Source organism: Pseudomonas entomophila (assembly GCF_013523165.1).
In the GTDB taxonomy this organism is placed as follows: Bacteria; Pseudomonadota; Gammaproteobacteria; order Pseudomonadales; family Pseudomonadaceae; genus Aquipseudomonas; species Aquipseudomonas entomophila_A.
The window spans coordinates 1-16,819 of the sequence record NZ_JAAMQI010000017.1 but is presented as its reverse complement, the minus strand read 5'-3'; the positions used below and the strand labels follow the sequence as shown (position 1 = coordinate 16,819).

The 16,819-nt window shown below is 66.2% G+C and carries 15 protein-coding genes; 9 read left to right on the top strand and 6 right to left on the bottom strand.

Going from position 1 to position 16,819, the window contains the following annotated elements; translation table 11 throughout:
- Window positions 1–107 precede the first annotated feature (107 nt).
- Window positions 108–1,001 (top strand): PA4780 family RIO1-like protein kinase, encoded by an 894-nt coding sequence (locus G7Z99_RS14255; RefSeq protein ID WP_181094849.1) that lies wholly within the window; start codon window positions 108–110, stop codon window positions 999–1,001.
- Window positions 1,002–1,049: 48 nt separating this feature from the next.
- Here G7Z99_RS14255 and G7Z99_RS14250 read toward each other — a convergent pair whose 3' ends face one another.
- Entirely contained in the window at window positions 1,050–1,952 is a 903-nt protein-coding gene (locus G7Z99_RS14250) for a DMT family transporter (RefSeq protein WP_181094848.1), read from the bottom strand.
- 693 nt (window positions 1,953–2,645) lie between these two features.
- Window positions 2,646–2,981, bottom strand: a complete 336-nt coding sequence (locus G7Z99_RS14245; RefSeq protein ID WP_181094847.1) for an ArsR/SmtB family transcription factor — start codon at window positions 2,979–2,981, stop codon at window positions 2,646–2,648.
- Between the two features lie 55 nt (window positions 2,982–3,036).
- On the opposite strand from G7Z99_RS14245, the gene G7Z99_RS14240 reads away from it, so the two are divergent.
- Window positions 3,037–4,128 carry an NADH:flavin oxidoreductase/NADH oxidase gene (locus G7Z99_RS14240; protein WP_181094846.1) on the top strand — a complete coding sequence of 364 codons (1,092 nt, stop codon included), beginning with the start codon at window positions 3,037–3,039 and terminating at the stop codon, window positions 4,126–4,128.
- Between the two features lie 124 nt (window positions 4,129–4,252).
- On the top strand, window positions 4,253–5,368 hold the full coding sequence (locus tag G7Z99_RS14235) for a mechanosensitive ion channel family protein (RefSeq protein WP_181094844.1): 1,116 nt from the start codon (window positions 4,253–4,255) through the stop codon (window positions 5,366–5,368).
- Between the two features lie 129 nt (window positions 5,369–5,497).
- Here G7Z99_RS14235 and G7Z99_RS14230 read toward each other — a convergent pair whose 3' ends face one another.
- Window positions 5,498–6,706 carry an alpha/beta fold hydrolase gene (locus G7Z99_RS14230; RefSeq protein WP_181094842.1) on the bottom strand — a complete coding sequence of 403 codons (1,209 nt, stop codon included), beginning with the start codon at window positions 6,704–6,706 and terminating at the stop codon, window positions 5,498–5,500.
- A gap of 87 nt (window positions 6,707–6,793) precedes the next feature.
- On the opposite strand from G7Z99_RS14230, the gene G7Z99_RS14225 reads away from it, so the two are divergent.
- Window positions 6,794–7,684, top strand: a complete 891-nt coding sequence (locus tag G7Z99_RS14225; protein ID WP_219854227.1) for a LysR family transcriptional regulator — start codon at window positions 6,794–6,796, stop codon at window positions 7,682–7,684.
- On the opposite strand, the gene G7Z99_RS14220 is transcribed toward G7Z99_RS14225, so the two are convergent.
- Window positions 7,658–8,626 (bottom strand): LysR family transcriptional regulator, encoded by a 969-nt coding sequence (locus tag G7Z99_RS14220; protein WP_181094840.1) that lies wholly within the window; start codon window positions 8,624–8,626, stop codon window positions 7,658–7,660. The genes G7Z99_RS14225 and G7Z99_RS14220 overlap by 27 nt on opposite strands.
- Window positions 8,627–8,735: 109 nt before the next feature.
- Here G7Z99_RS14220 and G7Z99_RS14215 point away from each other — a divergent pair, with 109 nt between their 5' ends.
- The gene (locus tag G7Z99_RS14215; protein WP_181094838.1) at window positions 8,736–9,926 is read left to right on the top strand and encodes an MFS transporter; all 1,191 of its coding nucleotides are present in this window, start codon (window positions 8,736–8,738) and stop codon (window positions 9,924–9,926) included.
- Between the two features lie 41 nt (window positions 9,927–9,967).
- Here G7Z99_RS14215 and G7Z99_RS14210 read toward each other — a convergent pair whose 3' ends face one another.
- Complete coding sequence (locus tag G7Z99_RS14210) at window positions 9,968–12,322, bottom strand: FdhF/YdeP family oxidoreductase (protein ID WP_181094836.1); 2,355 nt, start codon at window positions 12,320–12,322, stop codon at window positions 9,968–9,970.
- Between the two features lie 129 nt (window positions 12,323–12,451).
- A complete protein-coding gene (locus G7Z99_RS14205) occupies window positions 12,452–13,630 on the bottom strand; it encodes a GGDEF domain-containing protein (protein WP_181094834.1) in 1,179 nt (392 codons plus the stop codon).
- 226 nt (window positions 13,631–13,856) lie between these two features.
- On the opposite strand from G7Z99_RS14205, the gene G7Z99_RS14200 reads away from it, so the two are divergent.
- From G7Z99_RS14200 to G7Z99_RS14185, 4 genes are all read left to right on the top strand, one after another.
- On the top strand, window positions 13,857–14,954 hold the full coding sequence (locus G7Z99_RS14200; RefSeq protein WP_181094832.1) for a catalase family protein: 1,098 nt from the start codon (window positions 13,857–13,859) through the stop codon (window positions 14,952–14,954).
- A gap of 81 nt (window positions 14,955–15,035) precedes the next feature.
- Window positions 15,036–15,542 carry a CinA family protein gene (locus G7Z99_RS14195; RefSeq protein WP_181094830.1) on the top strand — a complete coding sequence of 169 codons (507 nt, stop codon included), beginning with the start codon at window positions 15,036–15,038 and terminating at the stop codon, window positions 15,540–15,542.
- A 23-nt stretch (window positions 15,543–15,565) separates the two neighbouring features.
- Entirely contained in the window at window positions 15,566–16,075 is a 510-nt protein-coding gene (locus G7Z99_RS14190) for a hypothetical protein (RefSeq protein ID WP_308812295.1), read from the top strand.
- Window positions 16,076–16,084: 9 nt separating this feature from the next.
- Window positions 16,085–16,549: a DUF421 domain-containing protein gene (locus G7Z99_RS14185; protein ID WP_181094828.1), complete on the top strand. Its 465-nt coding sequence runs from the start codon at window positions 16,085–16,087 to the stop codon at window positions 16,547–16,549.
- The last annotated feature ends 270 nt before the right edge of the window (window positions 16,550–16,819 follow it).

Here is a 16,819-nt window from a genome sequence, read left to right as displayed (position 1 = left end):
GCAGCCTGGCAGGTCCGGGCCATGGGCGTTTCGACAGGCAAGCGTATTGCCGTCACCTGTGAGACCATGGCCCGGTGTTCGGCCACGCAGTATCCAGAAAACACCCGATGAAGACACCAAAACGGATTGAACCGCTGATCGAGGACGGTCTGGTCGACGAAGTCGTCCGGCCTTTGATGAGTGGCAAGGAAGCAGCGGTCTATGTGGTCCGCTGCGGCCAGGCCTTGCGTTGCGCCAAGGTCTACAAAGAAGCCAACAAGCGGAGCTTCCGCCAGGCGGCCGAGTATCAGGAAGGGCGCAAGGTGCGTAACAGTCGCCAGGCCCGGGCCATGGCCAAGGGCTCCAAGTACGGGCGCAAGGAAGCCGAGGACGCCTGGCAGAATGCCGAGGTGGCGGCCCTGTTCCGCTTGGCCAGCGCCGGTGTACGGGTGCCCAAGCCTTATGACTTCCTGGACGGCGTCCTGCTCATGGAACTGGTCACCGATGCCGACGGGGATGCGGCGCCGCGGCTGAACGATGTGGTGCTGGAGCCGGAGCAGGCCCGCGAGTATCACCAGTTCGTCATCCGCCAGGTGGTGCTGATGCTGTGCGCCGGCCTGGTGCATGGCGACCTGTCCGAATTCAACGTGCTGCTCGGTCCCGACGGTCCGGTGATCATCGACCTGCCTCAGGCGGTGGATGCTGCGGGCAACAACCATGCGTTCAGCATGCTGGAGCGTGATGTCGAGAACATGAGCGGTTACTTCAGCCGCTTCGACCCGTCGATCAGGCAGACGCGGTACGCGCGTGAGATCTGGTCGTTGTACCAGGCCGGGCAGCTCACGCCGGATGCGCCATTGACGGGGCTGTACGAAGACGACACCCACGAGGCGGATGTGGGGGGCGTGCTGCGGGAAATCGAGGCAGCCCGCTTCGAGGATGCGCGCCGCCGCGCAGGCAGGGCCGAAGCCGAACAAGGTCCGGCCAAGGACCAGGAGCCGCCACCGCCCTGGTTGCAATGACCTGGCCACGCCCACCGTCGCCCGGAGGGGCAAAGGAGGGCGTGCCTGTCAGTGAGCGGGCGCCTTGCGTGCAGCGCTCATCAGCGTGGCGAGCACGATCACCGACGCGCCACACAGCATGCGCAGCGAAGGTTGTTCGCTGAACAGCCACCAGGCCCCGGCGATCGCATAGACCGGCTCCAGCGCGATGATCATGCCTGCCGTGCGCGCCGGCAGGCCTTCCAGGCTCTTGACGAACAGAAACTGCGCCAGGCCTGTGCAGAACACGCCCAGCAGGATCAGGTGCGTCCAGTCATCGCCCTGTAGCCGAAGGCCCTCCGAGGCGCCGAAGACGACCGGGCCGACCAGCACGGCGACCACCACGTTCTGCCAGAAGGCGACCTGCAGGGCGTTCATGCTGGCATCGCGGCGTCGATTGACCACGGTCAGCACGGCGAAGGCCAAGCCGGAGGCCAGCCCCCACGCCAGACCCAGCGTTCCTTGGTCGAACAGGTCGAGCGATGGCACCACCAGGACCAGCCCGGTCGAGACCAGCATCAGCAGCAAGGTGTCGAAGGTAGCCAGACGCTCGCGCAGGACCAGCACGTCGATCAGCGCAATGAACGCTGGAAATGCGGCGAACCCCAGGGTCGCCATGGCCACGCCCCCCACCTTGACGGCGATGAAGAAGGCGACCCAGTGGACGGCAAGCAAGGTTCCGGTCAGGAGAATCGTGGGCAGGTTGCGCCAGGTCAGCGCGTCGAGCAGACGTGTGCCCTTGAGGCCGGCCACGAAGCCCAGGGCGATGAAGGCGACGGTGGCACGGCCGAAGGTGATGACGCTGGCGTCGGCCTGGATCAAGGCACCGAGGATGCCGGTGAGCCCGAACAGCACGGCGGCAAGGTGTGCCACGAGCAACGCGGTGCGCTGGCCGGTCGAGACGTGTGCGCCGGGGAGGGAAGTAGCGAGCATGGGCAGTCAGATCTTCACGAAAGTGCGCGCGGGCGCTTGCTGGCCGCGTGGCGCGAGGTTGTTCGAATGAGGGTCAAAGGCGTGCAGGCGCAAAGGCCGATGCACAGGGGCGCCGCAGCGTTGGAATTGTGAAGCGAGGCTGCCGACTCGCGGTGTCGCACGGAACGACCCGTGGCGCAGGGTCATTCCAGGGGTGCAAGTATGGCGAGCAAGCGAGGCGGGCGATCGATTGCCAGCGCCAGGCCGTTGTCTGATTGCGACATCCGGGTATCCAGATGCGCCATTGATGAAGAGCCTGGGGCGTGGCTGAGACGCTTGTGTTCCTCGGCCGTAGGGTGTGGCTGTTTTCATGGGCCCTGCGGGCCCAATCGCGGCACTGGGGCCGCTCCCACAGAAGACCGCGATGGCCTGCGACGCCATCATGCGGCTACAGGTGTGGTTCACCCCAGTGCCGCAATTTTCCAACCCTCCAGACGCACAGGCTGGCACTCGGTGTGGACTGCTCACAAGCCGATCTTCAACGATGGCCTGCCAGACCGACTCGACCCCTGTGGGAGCGGCCCCAGTGCCGCGATTGGGCCCGCCAGGGCCCACAAAGACAGTCCTGCAAAAGCGTCCCCCTGCCATGGCCAGTGCAGCCAAGACACCCAGCTTCAACCCTCCAGGCGCACAGGCTCGCCCGGCACACTCACCTCACCGCTGCGCCAGCACCGACGCCAGCAACCCTGGGAACCGCGCCTGCATGGCCTCGGCCCGCAACGAGTTCATGTGGGTGGTCCCCACGTTACGGGTCTGCACCAGCCCGGCATCGCGCAGCACACGAAAGTGATGGGACATGCTCGACTTCGGACGACCACCGTCCAGCTCGCCGCAGCTGGCTTCCTCCACCGTGGACAGGCAGCGCACGATGTCCAGGCGAACGGGGTCGCTCAAGGCGTAGAGAACGCGCTCGAGCATGAAGTCATCAGGGTGAGGGTGTTTGTAGGATCGCATGGCGCACATGATAACGGGGGTTTCATCAAATGCCATAGTTCGATTATGATCGAACTATCGAAAACACATGAGCCTCCCAAGGAGCTTGTCCATGTCTGCACTGTTCCAACCCTACACCCTCAAGGACGTCACGCTGCGTAACCGCATCGCCATCCCGCCGATGTGCCAGTATTCGGCCGATGACGGCCTGATCAACGACTGGCACCACGTGCACCTGGCCGGTCTGGCCCGAGGCGGCGCCGGCCTGCTGGTGGTCGAAGCCACGGCCGTGGCGCCCGAGGGGCGCATCACGCCCGGTTGCGCAGGCATCTGGACCGACGAACAGGCCGACGCGTTCGTTCCGGTGGTCAAGGCCATCAAGGCCGCCGGCTGCGTCCCGGGCATCCAGATCGCCCACGCCGGCCGCAAGGCCAGTGCCAATCGTCCCTGGGAGGGCGATGACCACATCGCCGACGATGACCCGCGCGGCTGGCAGACCATCGCCCCTTCGGCCATCGCTTTCGGCGAGCACCTGCCCAAGGTGCCGCGCGCGATGACCCTCGAGGACATCGCCCGCGTCCAGCAGAACTTCGTCGATGCCGCCCGCCGCGCCCGTGACGCTGGCTTCGAGTGGATCGAGCTGCATTTCGCCCACGGCTACCTGGGCCAAAGCTTCTTCTCGGAGCACTCCAACCAGCGCACCGACGCCTACGGCGGCAGCTTCGATAACCGCAGCCGCTTCCTGCTCGAAACCCTGGCGGCCGTGCGTGAGGTCTGGCCAGAGCACCTGCCCTTGACCGCACGCTTTGGTGTGATCGAGTACGACGGGCGCGACGAGCAGACCCTGACCGAGTCCATCGAGCTGGCGCGCCGTTTCAAGGCCGGCGGTCTGGACCTGCTGAGCGTGAGCGTGGGCTTCACCATCCCCGACACCAACATCCCGTGGGGCCCGGCCTTCATGGGGCCGATCGCCGAGCGCGTGCGTCGCGAAGCAGACTTGCCGGTGACCTCGGCCTGGGGCTTCGGTACCCCGCAACTTGCTCACCAAGCCGTCGAGGCAGGTCAGCTGGACCTGGTCTCGGTCGGGCGCGCGCACCTGGCCGACCCCCATTGGGCCTATTTCGCCGCCAAGGAGCTGGGCGTCGACAAGGCGTCGTGGACGCTGCCAGCCCCCTACGCACACTGGCTCGAACGCTACCGCTGAGCCTGCCAGATGGCCGGTCGCCATGACCCGGCGAGCCGGCCCCGGTCACATCGACGGGAACTTCTGAGCCCTGAGCCTTCCGAAAAAGGAACTGTTTACCAGTGAATTTTTTCGAGGAGGCACGATGCAGTGGCAGGCATGGCTGGACACGACGGTCTGGCTGAACATCGGAATCGTCGCGACGGCGACCGTGGTCATTCATCTGGTGTTGCGCAGCCTGGTGTCGTTGTTGCGCAGGCGCCTGGCCCATGACGAAGACACGGTCGGCGGTCACAAGGGCCGCATCTGGGCAAAGGCCATCGTCACCCGGACCAGCGGCGTGCTGCTGTTCGTCTTTTCCCTGCTGCTGGCCTTGAAACTGATCGACCTGCCCGGCACCTGGCGTGCGGGGCTTTCCCATGGTTGGTTCGTGGTCCTCGCGTTGCAGGTGGCCCTCTGGCTGGACGCCTGCGTACGTCTCTGGGGGCGTGGCCTGCTGTTCCACAAGGACAAGGGGCACTTCAATCCGGTCATGACCACCATCGTCTCGGTGCTGGGCCTGATCGTGGTCTGGGCGATCATGTTGCTGTCGATTCTGGCCAACCTGGGCGTGGACATCACCGCATTGGTCGCCAGCCTCGGCGTCGGCGGTATCGCCGTGGCCCTGGCGGTGCAGACCGTGCTCAGCGACATTTTCGCGTCTCTCTCGATCGGCTTCGACAAGCCGTTCGAAATCGGCGACTTCGTGGTCTTCGGCGACGTGGCCGGCACCATCGAACACATCGGCCTGAAAACCACCCGTATCCGCAGCCTCAGCGGCGAGCAGGTGGTGTGTTCCAACGCCGACCTGCTCAAGCAGACCCTGCACAACTACAAGCGCATGGACACCCGGCGCATCGTCTTCACCTTCGGCATCAGCTACGACACGCCGGCCGACAAGGTGCGCGCGGTGTCGCCCATGCTGCGCGGGATCATCGAGCGCCAGCCGGACACGCGCTTCGATCGGGCGCACTTTCTGTCGTTCGACGAGAGCCGCCTGTTGTTCGAGGTCGTGTACATCGTCCAGAGCCCGGACTACAACCGCTACATGGACCTGCAACAGGAGATCAACCTGCAGCTGCTGGAAGGGCTGCGCGACCTGGACGTGCGTTTCGCGCACCCGGTGCGCAACGTGCGGGTGATGAACAACCGATTGCCGGAGATGCCGGTGACGGTGGAGGCGCAGGGTGTGCCACGGCAGAGCGCTGGGGCGGCGCACTGAACCTCAATCGGCGAAGGGACTTCATGGCGGCGCGTGCCGCCATGCCCTTCGAAGGCGTTGAAGGGGGGGGCGATGGGGTGGCGTCTGCACCCGCGCCATCGCGGGCAAGCCCATTTCCGAACGCTCAGCTCATGCCGCCCGATGATCCTTCATGATCGCTTCGGCGATGATGTCCGGCGCTTCCGTAGGCAACTGATGCCCGGCATGCTCCACCACCTGAATGACCCCTCGACGCACCGACATGGCAATTTCCCTGCCCAGCTCAGGTGGTGTCGCAAGGTCCTGGCCACCCGCCAATACCGTGACCGGGCAACGAATCCGCGCCAGGCATGCGCGCATGTCCTTGCGCTCCAGCACGGCGGCTTGCAAGGCCATGGCCAAGCCAGCCGGCGCCTGTTGATGCAGTACCTGACGCTGCCGTGCCTGCTCGGCCGATTGCCACAGACAGGGCGCAGGTCGACCGGCGAAAGCCTGTACCTCGTTGAACACCTGTTCGCTTGCGCCCGTCAGCAACCGTTCGTGGCGCCTGCGCCAGACGGGCAGGCGTTCGGCCGGTTCCTCGCGTGCGCTGGTGTTGATCACGATCACACGTTTCACCAGGTCGGGAAAGGCTGCCGCCAGTTGCAGCGCCACCATGCCGCCCTGGCTATGCCCCACGATCGTCAAAGGCACCGCGTCGTTCTCCCGTGCCCATAACGCAAACGTGCGCGCCATGCCTTCAAGCGTCAGCCCGGCCCGCCACTGGCTGACGCCATGGCCTGGCATGTCGAACGCCACACAGCGATGAGTGGCCGCGCAGGCTTCGATCACCGGGTTCCAGACGTTGCGATCCAGGAACAGCCCATGCAAGAACATCACCGGGCTGCCATTCCCCACGTCGTTCCAGCCCAGACGCCCGCCCTCCACCGGCAGCTGACGGGCAGGCGAGCCCGTGGCACGTGCCTGGGCGATCGTTAGCGAGTCTTCGAAAATCTGGTAACGAACGATCAAGCCATCCTTGAGCGTGAAGCGAATGGCGAAGTCGCTGTCGACCAGGCTCGTGCCAGGCAGCACGCGGTGCCGGAAGCGACCCAGGGCGACGACGTCCTGCCCATCGCTCAGCAGGCAGCGGATGGAGAACGTCTGTGCCTGGAAACCGTCGGGGAAACGCGCCAACCAGGTCGCGATGGCCTCGCGCCCCTGAAGCAGGCCCACCGTGACCACCTCGGGATCGCCATCGATATGCCAGATGGCCTGTGGATGAATGCACGCGAGGGTCGCCTGGGCATCGCCCCGGGCGAAGGCGTCGAGGTAGCGTCCAATCAAGGCCTTGGCCTGTTCGGGTGTTTGCTGTGTCATGCTGGATACTCTGTGAACGGGTGACCTATCATCCCCCGCGCGCCATTTCGACACCCATGACGATAGAGGGAAGACAGTTTTCCAACCATGAACACCCCCCTGAACTGGAATGACCTGCGGTACTTCGCCGCCGTCATGCGTCACGGCGGCTTGAGCGGCGCGGCGCGTCATCTGAATGTGGGCATCCAGACGGTGGGCAGGCGCATCGGCGCGCTGGAAAGTGCCTTGGGGACCTCGTTGTTCGTGCGGCATGCCAGCGGCTATCTGCCCACGGACGATGCGCAGCGCTTGATGAGCGAGACCGAGGGGGTCGAGGCGGCCATCGCGCGCTTCACCGCCCATGGCACGCCAGGCGAGACGGTAAGCGGCACCGTCCGCCTGGCCGCACCTCAGACCTTGCTCGATCACATCCTGATGCCGGCGTTGCAGCCGCTGTTGAGGCAGTATCCTGCGCTGCAACTGGAATGTCTGACGGGCGTGACGCCCATTGGCATCGCCCGAGGCGAGGCCGACCTGGCCCTGCGTCTGGTCAAACCGGAACAGGGCGCCCTGACACGTCAGCGGGTGGGCACGCAGGCGTATGGCCTGTATGCGGCGCCTGGCCTGAACACGGACCTGTCACGCGTGCGCCTGGTCGGTTGGGCCGGCGAGCTTCAGCTGCCGGCCAGGGGCTGGTTGGAAACCTTGACCGGGCGCCAGCCGGACCTGCGCACCACGCATCTGCACAGTCAGCGCGCAGCGATCAGTGCAGGCCTGGGGGTCGGGATCTTGCCGTGTTTTCTGGCGCAGGGGTTGCAGCGCCTGCCGACACCCATGCCCTTGCAGGAAACGCTCTGGCTGGTCGGTCACGCCGACAGCGCCGTCGCTCGGGTGCGGCGAGTCCGGGAGGAGATCGTCGCCATCCTGGCGCAGGCGGCCGGATTGCTCGAAGGGCAAGAACTGGCGTCCCCTTCATCCCTGGGCGTCGACAATGCCTGAATGGCCAGCCGACCGCGTCGGCTCCAGGCTGCCGAACGGTGCCAGGCGTTCGGCCAGGTAATCCAGCAGCGCGCGCACCTTGGGCAGGCCCTCGCGGCTCTTGAGCCAGACCAGGTTCATCGGCAGGCCATCGGTCGCCAGGGTGGGCAGTACCTCGACCAACGCCCCGGTGTCGAGGTGCCGCTGCACCAGCCAGGTCGGCAGTTGCCCGACGCCATGGCCTGCCAGCACGGCCGCGACTTCGCCCTCGCCATCGCCGACCGCGATGCGCGTCTGCACCACGCGGCGCTCCTGATCGCCCGCCTGGCGCCCCTTGAAGAACCAGGGGCTGACCTGCCCGTCGCCGTGGGCGTAGCCCACGCAATGGTGATGGTCCAGGTCAGCGGCCGATTGCGGTACGCCATGCGCCGCCAGGTACGTGGGCGACGCGCAGAACACCAGGCGTTGTGCGCCGAAGTAGCGATGCCCCAAGGCGGCGGACCAGGCGTCCGAGCCGCCGATGCGCACGACGATGTCGATGCCTTCGTGCGCCGGGTCGACGAAACGGTCGGAGAACGACACGTGAGGTTGCAGGCGTGGATGCTGGCGCACGAAGTCGAGAATCAGCGGCAACACGTGCAGGCGCCCGTAGGACGCTGGCAGGTCGATCCGGACTCGCCCTTGCGGCTCGTGATCGTGCGTGACCAGGGCCGTCTCGGCTTCTTCCAGTTCCGCCAGCACCGACACGCACGTCCGGTAGAACGATGCACCGGCCTCGGTCAGGGTCAGGCGCCGCGTAGTGCGCTGGAACAGACGCACGCCCAGACGCGCTTCGAGCCGGGCGATGCGCTTGCCCACGGCCGAGCTGGTCAGGTTCAGGCGATCGGACGCAGCGGTGAAACCGCCCAGGTCCGCCACGGCGACGAACACATCCAAGCCCTTGAGCCGCTCGGAACCTTGCATCGATTGCTCCCCATTCAGGAATTCACGTCCGGGCAATCAGGATGTTTTACCCGAGATCATCCGCAGATTCTCCAATAGCCTGACGGCAAATCGTTTGGAGTCAAGTGTCATGTCGTCCACATCCACCCTCGAGGCGGCGCCGTTCGCCCAGGCGTCCACCCGGTCGGGCCTGCCGATCCTGATCATGGCCGTCGCCGCCTTCATCATCGTCACCACCGAATTCCTGATTCTCGGCCTGCTGCCGGCCCTGGCCCGTGACCTGGGCATCTCGGTGGCGTTGGCCGGTCAGACCGTCACGCTGTTCGCCTTCACCGTCATGCTCTGTGGACCCTGGCTCACGGCCCGTCTGGCCCGGGTCGAACGCAAGCGGCTGTTCACCTGCATCCTATTGGTGTTCACTGCCGCCAATGCCCTGGCAGCGGTGGCCCCGAATGTCTGGGTGCTGGCGCTGGCCCGTTTCATCCCGGCGCTCGGCCTGCCCGTGTTCTGGGGTACGGCCAGCGAGACGGCCAGCCAACTGGCGGGTCCGGGCAACGCGGGCAAGGCCGTTTCGCGGGTGTACCTGGGCATCTCGGCCGCTTTGGTGTTCGGTGTGCCGTTGGGCACCGTGGCGGCCGACACCGTTGGCTGGCGCGGCAGTTTCTGGCTGCTGGCCGGGGTGTGCGTGGCCATCGCCCTGCTGATGCACCGGGTCATGCCGTCCTTGCCAGGTGCACCGGCAGCGGCCGAAGGTGAACGGCAGACCGCGATCCTGCGCGAGCCGCGCTTCATCGCCCATGTGCTGCTGTCGGTGCTCACCTTCACCGCCATGTTCACAGCCTATACCTACCTGGCCGACACCCTGGAGCAACTGGCCGGGGTTCCGGCAGGGCAGGTGGGCTGGTGGCTGATGGGCTTCGGTGCGGTCGGCATGGTCGGCAACCAGCTAGGTGGTTATCTGGTGGACCGAAGCCCGCTGGGGGCGATGCTGCTGTTTCTGGTGGTGCTGGCGGTCGGCATGCTGGCCGCCGTACCGGCTGCCGCTCATGGGCTCTGGGTGATCGTCGCCTTGATCGCCTGGGGCGTGGCCTACACGGCGCTGTTCCCGATCTGCCAGGTTCGCGTCATGCAGGCTGGTGGTCGGGCGCAGGCCTTGGCGGCGACCCTGAACATCTCGGCCGCCAACGCCGGCATCGGTCTGGGGGCGATCCTCGGGGGCGCCGGCATCACCACCTTCGGCCTGGACCACCTGGGGCTGATCGCCACGGCGATCGCGCTGCTGGCCATCCTGCTGACCCTGGGGATGCTCACGCGTCGCTGAACGCGCCCCGTGTCAGGCGACCCGGGACGCGTCAGGCCGTGTCAGATGACCTGGTCCTTCTCGGGCACGGCATGGTCCAGGTCGCTCTGCTCCGGCCGGGCGTGGTGCAGGGTGATCGGCACGGACTTGGCGGCCGGCACCTTGCTGCGCTCGGCGTAGTGCCACAGCGGGATCAGCGGGTTGGCCTCGGGGTAATAGGCGGCGGCGCAGCCTTCGGGGATGTCGTAGGCGATGATCTGGAGCGGCCCGACCTCACGGCGCACCTGGGTATCGACGGCGGTGCGCACGCGCACCCAGTCCCCGGCCGCGAAGCCCAGGCGAACGATGTCGTTGCGGTTGAGGAAGATCACGCTGCGGGTGCCGCTGACGCCACGGAAACGGTCTTCGTAGCCGTAGACCGTGGTGTTGAACTGGTCGTTGCTGCGCAGCGTCATCAACTGCACGATGTCGCGCCGCGTGACGTCACCGGCCATGTCCGGGTTTTCGTCCAGCCCGTTGGGCACCTTGAACTGCGCCTTGCCCGACGGGGTCGCCCACTCGCGGCGGGTCGCCGGAAGCGGGCGATGGAACCCGCCGCGCTCCCACATCCGGGCCTCCATGTCGTGGAAGATCTCCGGGTAGACCTGGCCGATGGCCTGGCGGATCAGCGCATAGTCCTGGCGCCAGGCTTCCCACGGGATCTGCGTCCGCCCTCCGAGCATGGCCTGGGCCAGGCCGGCGACGATGGCCACTTCCGAGCGCAGGTGTTCGCTGGCCGGCTCGGCCGTGCCCCGCCAGCCACGAATGCAGCCGGTGCTGTCCTCGGTGCTGTAGGCTTGTTCGTGACCGTTCTGGCGGTCGATCTCGATACGACCCAGGCAGGGCAGCAGCCAGGCGTCGGCGCCAGGCACCAGGTGGGTCCGATTGAGCTTGGTCGCCACCTGCACGTTCAGTTTCAGGCCAGCCCAGGCCGGCTCCATGCGATCGGTGTCGGGGATGGCGCGCAGGAAGTTGCCCCCCAGGCCGATGAAGGCCTTGACCCGACCCTCGACAATGCCTTCGCAGGCATCCACGGTCGCCATGCCCTTGTGCTCGGGCACCTTGAAGCCGAACAGCGACTCGATCTTCTCGACCGGCACCTTGGCCGGGTCTTCGGTGATCCCGACGGTGCGCTGGCCCTGCACGTTGGAATGTCCGCGCACCGGGCAGATGCCGGCGCCGCGCTTGCCGATGTTGCCGCGCAGCAACAGCAGGTTCACCAGCATCTGCACGTTTTCCACGCCGTGGCGATGCTGGGTCATGCCCATGCCGTAGACGATCATCACCCGTTCGCTGCGGGCGTACACCGTGGCGGCGGCCTCCAGTGCGCTGCGGCTCAGGCCACTGCGCTGCTCGAGCGCGTCCCACGTGTGCCGCTCGACGCTCGCGAGAAAGTCGTCGAACCCCTCGGTGTGGGTCTCGATGAAGGCACGGTCGATCACCGGGGCATGCCCTTGGGCCGACGCCTGACGGTCCATCTCCAGCAGCGCCTTGGCGATGCCCATGACCGCGGCCGTGTCACCGCCGATCGCCACCTGGTGGTACTGGGTGCTGATCACGGTGGACTGCGGCCCGAGCATCTCGGAGGGGGACTGCGGGTTGACGAAGCGCTCCAGTCCTCGCTCGCGCAAGGGGTTGAAGGTGATGATCGGGACGTGGCGCTTGCGGGCTTCCTGCAGGGGATGGAGCATGCGCGGGCTGTTGCTGCCGACGTTCTGGCCGAAGAAGAACAGGCAGTCGGTGTGCTCGAAGTCTTCCAGCGTCACCGTCCCCACGGGCACGCCGATGCTTTCCTGTAGCCCGACCGAGGTGCTCTCGTGGCACATGTTGGAGCTGTCCGGCAGGTTGTTGGTGCCATAGGCCCGGGCCAGCAACTGGTACATGAAGGAGGTTTCCAGCGACGCGCGCCCCGAGGCGTAGAACACGGTTTCGTCAGGCTGCAGCGTCTTCAGCGTGGCGCCGATGCGCGTGTAGGCTTCCTCCCAGGAGGTGGTCAGGTAGCGGTCGCTGGCAGCGTCGTAGTGAAGCGGGTGGGTCAGGCGCCCATGTTGCTCGAGCGCATAGTCGGTCCAGCCGCGCAGTTCGGTCAGGGTATGGCGCTCGAAGAACGACGGCTCGGTGCGCAGGGCGGTGAGTTCCCAGGCCGTGGCCTTGGCGCCGTTCTCGCAGAACTCCAGCGCGTGTGGGTCGCCCGGCTTGGCCCAGGCGCAGCTGACGCAGGCGAAGCCCTTGGGCTTGTTCTGCTTGAGCAGTGCCAGGGGGCCTTTGCGCAGGGCCTGCTCGCGCCAGAGGATGTTCATCACCGAATGGGCCGACCCCCAGCCGCCGGACGCAGAAGTGTAAGGGCGATAACGGGCTGCGGGATGGATGAGCCGCATAGGGTGGTGCTCCCTCTAAAGACTGACGTTTCGTGTGCCTAAGCGTACGAGTGAGCAGCGCGAGGAAAGGTTCTGCCAGCCTGTCGAGCGGTGCGCGGTTCACGTGGAGGCCATCGACCGATCCGCGTGTCAGTCCACCTGAAGCAATACACCCATGGCCGTCGTCTGGTCGATCAGCCGCACGTTGTCGCGGCCTGCGCGCTTGGCCGCGTACAACGCCCTGTCGGCGCGATCGATCACGTCCGTCAGGTGGGCGCCCGGGGTGTCGAACAGGCTGGCACCCATGCTCAGGGTCACCGGGTCGGGCGTCTCGAAGGCCAAGGCCGCTGCGGCGTGGAAGCGCGCGCGCAAGGTCTCGCCAACCGTGCGCAGCGCCTCGGCCGAAGTATCGGCCAGCAGGATCACGAACTCGTCGCCGCCCAGGCGCGCGGGCAGGGCGCCATAGGGAGGCACCGCACGAATCAGCTCGCTCAGCATCACCAGCAATTGATCGCCGGCCGCATGGCCATGCAGGTCGTTGACCTGCTTGAAGTGGTCGATGTCGATCAGCAGCAACCCGCCGGGTCTCGTCGCCGAGACCTCCTCGAGCAGCCTGGGGGCCCGGACCTCCAGGGCGCGCCGGTTGTAGAGCGCGGTCAAGGGGTCGCGCGCGGCCAGTCGGGCGATGCGTTTTTCCCGACGATGGCGCTCTGTCCCGGTCATCGACAGGGCGATCAACATGATCGCCATGGCCCCCTCGACCAACGACACCTGGATGATCTCGCCGCGCAGCGCCGCCAGGTCGAGCAGGGTGCCGGGCAGGATCGCGATGGCCGCCTTGGCGATGTAGAAGGCGCCATGGAAGAACAGCACATGGCGCAACTGCACGGCCCCCACGCTCAGGGAGCGGCCGTGCGGGCGCAGCAGGAAGCTGGCGCGCAATGACAGCAACGCCACCAGCGAGGCATTGACCACCGTCATGACCTTGGACCAGTACGGCTCGGCCGGCAGCGCCAGCATGGCCAGCCAACAGACGAAGATCAGGTACCAGGCCCGTGACAGCCCGCGCTCGGTGAAGCGCGCCACCCCCAGCAGGAACAGCCAGTGCGCCGTGATCAGCAGGCCGTTGGCGAACCAGATGCCGACCACCAGCAGGCCTTGGCTGCGCAGCAGCGACAGGGTGCAGCCCACGCTGATGGTGGCGAACCCGGCGCTCCAGTACAGCAACGACTGCTCGCGCACGCTGCCCCATTCGATGGCCAGGTACAGCGCAGCCGCCGCGGCCAGCGCGATGGTCAAGGTGAGCATGGTGATGGGGTCGAGTGCCATGGGCGGCAGGCCTGCAGAGGTACGTGAGCGGTGCGTGATATCACGGTGATTGTAAGGACCGGACGACAAGCTGCAAGCGCCAGGCGATAAGCCGTGCAGGATGTCAGGCCCTCGCGTGGGAGCAGGCGACGAAGTGCAGGGGAGCATGTGGAACACCGCTGATGGCCAATTGTCATCTGGGAAGCCCGAAGGCGCCCATCGACGCCTGGCCGACGCAGGACTGACCATGACGACCGTGACCCCCCAGCCACTGCCTTTTCGCCCCGAATTCGAACAGGTGGCCGAAGATGAACAGGAGACCACCCAAGGGCTGATCGAAGCGTTGCACACGATCCTCGAGACGACCAACGCGCACTACCAACACCCCGTGCGCAGCGTGCATGCCAAGGCCCATGCCTTCATGCATGGTCAGGTGCAAGTGTTCGACGGCCTGCCCGAGCCCCTGGCGCAGGGGCTGTTCAGCCAGCCTGGCACCTACCCGGTGGTGATGCGTGTGTCGACCAACCCTGGTGATCTGCTGGACGACCGGGTCTCCACGCCACGGGGGCTGGCACTGAAGGTGATTGGCGTGCGCGGCGAGCGCCTGCCGGGTAGCGAAGGCGAAGTCACCCAGGATTTCGTGATGCAGAATGCGCCCGCGTTCACTGCCGCCAACCCCAAGGCGTTTCTCAAGACGCTCAAGCTGCTGGCCAGGACCACCGATCGCATGCCGCTGACCAAGCGTGTACTGTCGGCCGGCCTGCGCGGCGCCGAAGCGGTGGTCGAGGCGGTCGGTGGTGAAAGCGCAACGCTCAAGAGCCTGGGCGGTCACCCGCTGACCCATCCTTTGGGCGAGACGTTCTATACCTCGGTGCCGCTGCTGTACGGGCGCTACTACGCCAAGTTGAGCGTGGCGCCAGTGTCGCCTGGCCTGACGGCCCTGACCGATCGCCCGATCGACCTGGACGGTGACGAGAATGGGTTGCGCCGGGTGATCGACGAGGTGCTCAGCCAACAGGGGGGCGGGTGGGACGTACGTATCCAGTTGGCCACCGACCTGGCGCAGATGCCGGTAGAGGATGCCTCTGTGGTCTGGCCGGAAGACGTCAGCCCCTATGTGACCGTGGCACGGATCCACGTGCCGCCACAGCAGGGCTACACGGACGAGGGCGTGCGCAAGGTCGATCATGACATGGCCTTCAGCCCCTGGCAGGGCCTGGCGGCGCACCGACCGATCGGGGGCGTGATGCGGGTGCGCAAGGCGGCTTACGAGCACTCCGCCGCGTTTCGTCGGCAGCACAGTGGTTGCCCCATCCACGAGCCGAAGGGCCCTGTGGCGTTCTGAAAAGGCGCGGGCCGTGCCTGGCCTGAACCATTGCCAGGCCCTCGACGTCTATCGGCAAACAGACAGATCGAGGGACAGGTCATGGGCATCGACCCCATCGAGCGGGTGCTCAAGTATCTCAAGCAGCATGAGCTGGTGCTGACCACGGCCGAATCGTGCACGGCCGGGCGGATCGTGGCGTTGTTGTCCGAGAAACCGGGTACGGGCTGCGTGCTGGAAAGCGGCTATGTGGTGTATTCCCCGGAGGCCAAGCAGCGGTTGCTGGGTGTGCGGGCACAGACAATCGAGCGCTGCGGCCTGACCAGCGAGGAGGTTGCCCGAGAGATGGTGGCGGGCGCCTTGAACGACAGCTCGGCCAATGTGGCGATCGCCACCACCGGGGTGGCAGGGCCCGAGGCGCAAGGTGATATCGCGCCGGGCACCGTGTGCTTCGCCTGGGGGTTCGCAGGCCATGGGGCGCCCGCGATCTTCAGCCGTACCGAGCGGTTCTTCGGCGAGCGCCAGGCGGTGCTGCACCAGGCCACAATGCATGGGCTGGTGCAACTGATGCATTTTCATCAACGTTGGTTACAGGGCGAACGGGCCTGAGGGCCGCGCCGGAGTAGAGTGTCATGGCGATGGAGCAGGATGAGGTGTCCAGGGAATTCCCGGTCCGGGAGGACGTGTCCATGCAGCGGCGGGTGTGGCTGTTCGAGCGCATCGGCTGGTATGTCTTGCTGGCGGTGGTCATCGCAGCGTTGGCGGGCGTGTTCGGCAATGGGCCGGCCAGTCATCGCACGGTGGCCAGCGCCGATGGCCGTGTCGAGGTCGAGTATGCGCGCTTCAGCCGTAACGGCGCGGCCGAGCATGTCGATATCCGCGTCAAGGGCGCACCGGAGACCGAGGTCAAGCTGTTGCTCGACGGGCCGATGTTCCGTGACCTGACGGTGGAGTCGATGCAGCCGCAGCCGACGGCGTCGGTCAGTCAGGGGCGCGCCTTGCTGTTGCACCTGAAGACCGACGCCGACGGGGTCGCACGGCTTTACCTGAGCCTGCGCAACGACAGCGTCGGCTCGATCGTCGGTAAAGCTCGGGTCGGTTCGGGCAGCGCCGTGCGTTTCGCCACCTTCGTCTACCCCTGAGGATCGACCATGGATGCAGTGCTGCGCGCGGGGGCGATGTACATCGCCTTGATGGTGCTGTTCCGGGTAGCAGGGCGCCGTTCGCTGTCTGACCTGACCACCTTCGACTTCGTGTTGCTGCTGATCATCGGCGAGGCCACCCAGCAGGCGCTGCTGGGCGATGACTTTTCGTTCACCAATGCCGTGCTGGTGATCAGCACGCTGATCGTGCTCGATGTGGGGTTGTCGTTGATCAAAGTCCGGTCGACCCGCGCCGCGCGTCTGCTGGATGGGCATGCCACGGTGGTGGTGGAGGACGGACGCTTCTTGCGCGGGCGCATGCGCCGGTGTCGGCTGACCGAGGACGACATCTTGGAGTCGGCACGGGCCAATCAGGGGGTGGAGCGAGTGGAGCGGATCAAGTATGCGATTGTCGAGCGCAATGGCAAGATTTCGGTGATCACGCGGGATGATACGGAGGGAGAGGGAGAGTGAGCGGGTATGGACGGAGCTTGGCGGGCAGGTTTGCCTGAAGGATAAGGGGGCTGATTTTACGGCCCCTGCGGGGCCGATCGCGGCACAGGGGCCGCTCCTACACCCGTAGTGCCACCGCAGTGGTGCAGGTCATCGCGGTCACCTGTAGATACCGTCTTGATCCTCACATCGCAAGTGCGATCTGAGGGTCGAATGGTTTGTCGGATTTCACCACGCCATACACCAGGTGCAGCAGCTTGCGCATGGCCGCACAGACGATCTGTTTGTACG

Excerpts from the sequence above, each read along its gene's own strand:
- G7Z99_RS14255 (WP_181094849.1), top strand. The coding sequence starts at position 108 with ATGAAGACACCAAAACGGATTGAACCGCTGATCGAGGACGGTCTGGTC.
- G7Z99_RS14250 (WP_181094848.1), bottom strand. The coding sequence starts at position 1,952 with ATGCTCGCTACTTCCCTCCCCGGCGCACACGTCTCGACCGGCCAGCGC.
- G7Z99_RS14245 (WP_181094847.1), bottom strand. The coding sequence starts at position 2,981 with ATGGCATTTGATGAAACCCCCGTTATCATGTGCGCCATGCGATCCTAC.
- G7Z99_RS14240 (WP_181094846.1), top strand. The coding sequence starts at position 3,037 with ATGTCTGCACTGTTCCAACCCTACACCCTCAAGGACGTCACGCTGCGT.
- G7Z99_RS14235 (WP_181094844.1), top strand. The coding sequence starts at position 4,253 with ATGCAGTGGCAGGCATGGCTGGACACGACGGTCTGGCTGAACATCGGA.
- G7Z99_RS14230 (WP_181094842.1), bottom strand. The coding sequence starts at position 6,706 with ATGACACAGCAAACACCCGAACAGGCCAAGGCCTTGATTGGACGCTAC.
- G7Z99_RS14225 (WP_219854227.1), top strand. The coding sequence starts at position 6,794 with ATGAACACCCCCCTGAACTGGAATGACCTGCGGTACTTCGCCGCCGTC.
- G7Z99_RS14220 (WP_181094840.1), bottom strand. The coding sequence starts at position 8,626 with ATGCAAGGTTCCGAGCGGCTCAAGGGCTTGGATGTGTTCGTCGCCGTG.
- G7Z99_RS14215 (WP_181094838.1), top strand. The coding sequence starts at position 8,736 with ATGTCGTCCACATCCACCCTCGAGGCGGCGCCGTTCGCCCAGGCGTCC.
- G7Z99_RS14210 (WP_181094836.1), bottom strand. The coding sequence starts at position 12,322 with ATGCGGCTCATCCATCCCGCAGCCCGTTATCGCCCTTACACTTCTGCG.
- G7Z99_RS14205 (WP_181094834.1), bottom strand. The coding sequence starts at position 13,630 with ATGGCACTCGACCCCATCACCATGCTCACCTTGACCATCGCGCTGGCC.
- G7Z99_RS14200 (WP_181094832.1), top strand. The coding sequence starts at position 13,857 with ATGACGACCGTGACCCCCCAGCCACTGCCTTTTCGCCCCGAATTCGAA.
- G7Z99_RS14195 (WP_181094830.1), top strand. The coding sequence starts at position 15,036 with ATGGGCATCGACCCCATCGAGCGGGTGCTCAAGTATCTCAAGCAGCAT.
- G7Z99_RS14190 (WP_308812295.1), top strand. The coding sequence starts at position 15,566 with ATGGCGATGGAGCAGGATGAGGTGTCCAGGGAATTCCCGGTCCGGGAG.
- G7Z99_RS14185 (WP_181094828.1), top strand. The coding sequence starts at position 16,085 with ATGGATGCAGTGCTGCGCGCGGGGGCGATGTACATCGCCTTGATGGTG.